The sequence below is a fragment of the Gordonia lacunae genome (assembly GCF_002149015.1).
Taxonomy (GTDB): domain Bacteria; phylum Actinomycetota; class Actinomycetes; order Mycobacteriales; family Mycobacteriaceae; genus Gordonia; species Gordonia lacunae.
In genome coordinates this window covers 1-3,571 of sequence record NZ_NGFO01000072.1, presented here as the reverse complement: position 1 = coordinate 3,571, position 3,571 = coordinate 1, and the positions used below count along the sequence as shown (strand labels likewise).

Sequence of the window (3,571 nt, the reverse complement as noted above, 5' to 3'; positions counted from 1 at the left end):
GCCCCCTACCGCCCAGCCCCTAGGAGTACCCATGGACCTGCAGCTCGCCGGTCGACGGCTGCTGATCACCGGCGCGAGCTCCGGGATCGGTCTCGCCACCGCCCGGCTCCTCGCCGAGGAGGGCGCGCGGCTGGCGCTGTGCGCCCGGGACGAGGACCGCCTTCGCACCGCCACAGCCGATCTCGGCGCGAGAACCGACGTGGTCACCGCCTCGTGCGACGTCACCAGCCGCGCGTCGGTCGACGCCTTCGTGGCCACCGCCGTCGACCGCCTCGGTGGTCTCGACGGCGTGGTGTGCAACGCCGGCCGGTCGCTCATGCGGTCCCTGGACGAGACCACCGACGAGGAGATCCGCGACGAGTTCGACCTCAAGATCTTCGGCGCCCTGCACGTCATCCGCGCCACTCGTACCGCGCTCGCGGCGTCGGACCGCGGTGCGGTCGTGATCGTCAACGCCATCCTGTCGCGGCAGCCGGAAACCCGCCTCGCGGTGACCTCTGCGGCCCGGGCGGGCCTGCTGAACCTGTCGAGCTCGCTCGCCGAAGAGCTCGCGGCCGACGGGACACGGGTCAATTCGGTCCTGCTCGGCCTCATCGACACCGGGCAGTGGCAGCGCCGGTTCGCCGAGAGCGGCGCCGACGACTTCGCGGCCTGGAGCGCGGAGATCGCCGATGACCGCGGAATCGCGCTGGGGCGCTTCGGTTCTGCTGACGAGCTCGCGTTCCCCATCGCCACCCTGCTCTCGCCGCGCAACAGCTACACGACCGGCGCCACGCTCGAGGTCGGCGGCGGGGTGCACCGCTATGTCTGACCCCCGGTCGATCCCGGCCGATCCAGCCCAGCAAGAGGAGAACCAGCCGATGACCGAACACACCGGAAACCGCCGATCCACCGGCGGCGACGTCCTCGTCGAGGTGCTGCGCCGGCACGGCGTCACCACCGTCTTCGGGGTCATCAGCATCCACAACCTCCCGCTCGTCGAAGCCGTAGACCGCGAGCTCGAGTTCGTCGAGATGCGACACGAGGCGGCCGCGGTCAATGCCGCCGACGGGTTCGCCCGCGCCTCTGGCGGTCTCGGCGTCGCCCTGACCAGTACCGGTACGGGAGCGGGCAATGCCGCGGGTTCGATGGTGGAGGCACTGACCGCGGGCAGCCGCGTCCTGCACATCACCGGACAGATCGAGAGCGAGTTCCTCGCTCCCGACCGGCCGGCCGCGAGTCGCGGTGTGATCCACGAGTTCCCGGCTCAGCCACGGATGCTCGACGCCATTTCGGCATACTCCACGACCATCACCGAGGCCAAGGACGTCGAGGCCGAACTCGAGACGGCCATCGCGCGGATCCTGGCCGCACCGTCGGGCCCCGCCAGCGTCGAATGGCCCACGGACCTCCAGTATCTCGCCTCACCCGACGCCCAGCGGCCGGTTCCTTCGGCCCCGGCCCCGGCCGCGCCACCGGTGCCCGACGCGGACGCCGTCGCCCGCGCCGCCGATCTGCTGCGCAACGCGCGACGGCCACTGCTGTGGCTGGGTGGCGGCGCCGCCGGAGCGGGAGGCGAGGTCGCCGAGCTCGCTCGACAGCTCGGGGCGGGCATCATCACCAGCAACTCCGGACGCGGAGTCGTCGCCGAGGACACCCCGCTGGTCATCGGCAACTTCGCGACCACACCCGCGGTGCGGGCACTACTCGGCGACGCCGACGTGCTCCTCGCCGTCGGTACCCATTTCCGATCGAACGAGACCGCGTCCTACTCACTCTCGCTACCGGAGAACATCATCCAGATCGATGTCGAGCCGACGACGGTCGGACGGGTCTACCCCGCCGCGGTCGGTCTCGTCGGCGACGCCGCACAGACGATCGCGTCTCTGCTGGCCCAGCTGGACGTGGCCGCGACTGCCGACGAGTGGCCGCGTCGCGTGACCGCCGTGCGCGAGGAGGTCCGGGCCGATCTCACGACCTACATCGGTGGCTACGCCGAGATCTGCACGGCGATCCGCGACGCGCTGCCGCGCGGATCGGTGATCGCCCGCGACGTGACGATCCCGTCGAGCCAGTGGGGCAACCGCCTGCTCCCGATCTACGAGCGCGGCACCAACATCTTCCCGCTCGGCGGCGGGATCGGACAGGGACTCGCGATGGGAATCGGTGCGGCGCACGCCCGACCCGACATCCCGACACTGGTACTGGCCGGCGACGGCGGACTCGCCGTCCACCTGGGCGAGCTCGCCTCCCTGGCCGGCTCCGGCGCACCGGTGATCGTGCTGGTCGTCAACGACGGCGGGTACGGAGTGCTACGGAACATGCAGCAGAAGAACGGTTTCCGTCGATCCGGCGTCGACCTCCACACGCCGCGATTCGACCTGCTGGCCGCGTCGATGGACATCCCCTACCGGCTCGTCCGGGGTCCGGGCGTCATCGCCGAGGCCCTCGAGGCCGCGGTCGCGCACGGCGGACCGTCGTTCATCGAGGTGGACGTCGAGGCGATCGATCCTGCTCCCGGCCCGTTCGTCCCGCCCGTGCACGTACCCGTCGAGGCCCACTGATGTCCGCTCAGAGCAGCGCGGGGCGGGTCCAGAACGGCACGGACACAGGCGGAACGGCACCGACGCTGTGGTGGGACGCCGACACCGAGGCGCGGGTGCGCTCGAGCGATCAGGTCCACGTGATCGCCTGCGGCATCGATGTCGTCGACGCGGTCGCCCTCGCCATCGAGTGTCCGGAGACCGTGCTCAGCCTGATCCTCGCCGAACCCGCACCGCTGCCCACCGCGACGATCGATGCGCTTCCCGCCGTGGCGGTGCCGACCCTGGTGCTCGCGTCGGCGCCGCACGCCGACACCGATCTCGCTGCGGCACAGACGCTTGCCGGTGACATCGACAACGGCGTCTTCGTCGTCCTCGACGGTGCGCCCGCCCCCGCCCACACCGAACGTCGGAAGTCTTTCGAGGAGTGGGCCGTCTCATTCGTCGCGATCGCCGAGGGCCTCGCCGCCCGCGACGGCCGCCTCCTCGCCCAGCCCACCCCACTCATCGACGAAGGAGTTCTCCGATGATGACTCGCCCAGCCCGCGAGCCCTACCTCGAGACGCACCAGACACATCCGGAACCGCTGACCCCGTACGAACTCAAGCTCGCCGGCTCCGTCACCGAGATCTTCACCTCGGGGGCAACGACTCTCGACGAGGTCACCGACGGTTTGAACGCCCTCGGTCTCCACGGGCCCGACGGTGGTCCGTGGACCGCCGAGACCTTCCGCGCCGAGATGCGCAGATTGGGCTGGCGGAGAGGCAATATTCGCCGGTGCGATATTGGTCATTGGCCTCACCATCATTACTCGATGATACATCGTATTTCATTGTTAGGCAACTGTTTTCACACATCGTGTGTCGATTTATGTTCAGTCGCAACGTCGTTCGCTCGACATCAGATCCACACTTCTTTGGCGTCCGGTCGGGTTTGGCCTTTCCTGATATTTGGCCGCTTGTGCGCGCTGGCCGGATGTGGCAGGAGCGGAGAGCGGCCCGGTGCCGCGATGGGAGCGCAGCGCGTGGCGGCGGGTCGGTCGGAGTCTC

Annotated in this window: 3 protein-coding genes and 1 pseudogene; all 4 read left to right on the top strand. The window is 69.8% G+C overall.

The genetic code is table 11. The features are described 5' to 3' along the window. Positions 1–31 precede the first annotated feature (31 nt). Entirely contained in the window at positions 32–811 is a 780-nt protein-coding gene (locus CA982_RS26105) for an SDR family oxidoreductase (RefSeq protein WP_086537957.1), read from the top strand. A 49-nt stretch (positions 812–860) separates the two neighbouring features. Next, positions 861–2,543 carry a thiamine pyrophosphate-binding protein gene (locus tag CA982_RS26100; protein WP_086537956.1) on the top strand — a complete coding sequence of 561 codons (1,683 nt, stop codon included), beginning with the start codon at positions 861–863 and terminating at the stop codon, positions 2,541–2,543. Next, positions 2,543–3,052: a hydrolase gene (locus CA982_RS26095; protein WP_086537955.1), complete on the top strand. Its 510-nt coding sequence runs from the start codon at positions 2,543–2,545 to the stop codon at positions 3,050–3,052. Before CA982_RS26100 ends, CA982_RS26095 begins: the two co-directional genes overlap by 1 nt. After that, positions 3,049–3,276 (top strand): annotated as a pseudogene (locus CA982_RS26090) (recombinase-like helix-turn-helix domain-containing protein); the annotation flags it as partial. The gene CA982_RS26095 and the pseudogene CA982_RS26090, both read left to right, overlap by 4 nt. Positions 3,277–3,571 lie beyond the last annotated feature (295 nt).

Excerpts from the sequence above, each read along its gene's own strand:
- CA982_RS26105 (WP_086537957.1), top strand. The coding sequence starts at position 32 with ATGGACCTGCAGCTCGCCGGTCGACGGCTGCTGATCACCGGCGCGAGC.
- CA982_RS26100 (WP_086537956.1), top strand. The coding sequence starts at position 861 with ATGACCGAACACACCGGAAACCGCCGATCCACCGGCGGCGACGTCCTC.
- CA982_RS26095 (WP_086537955.1), top strand. The coding sequence starts at position 2,543 with ATGTCCGCTCAGAGCAGCGCGGGGCGGGTCCAGAACGGCACGGACACA.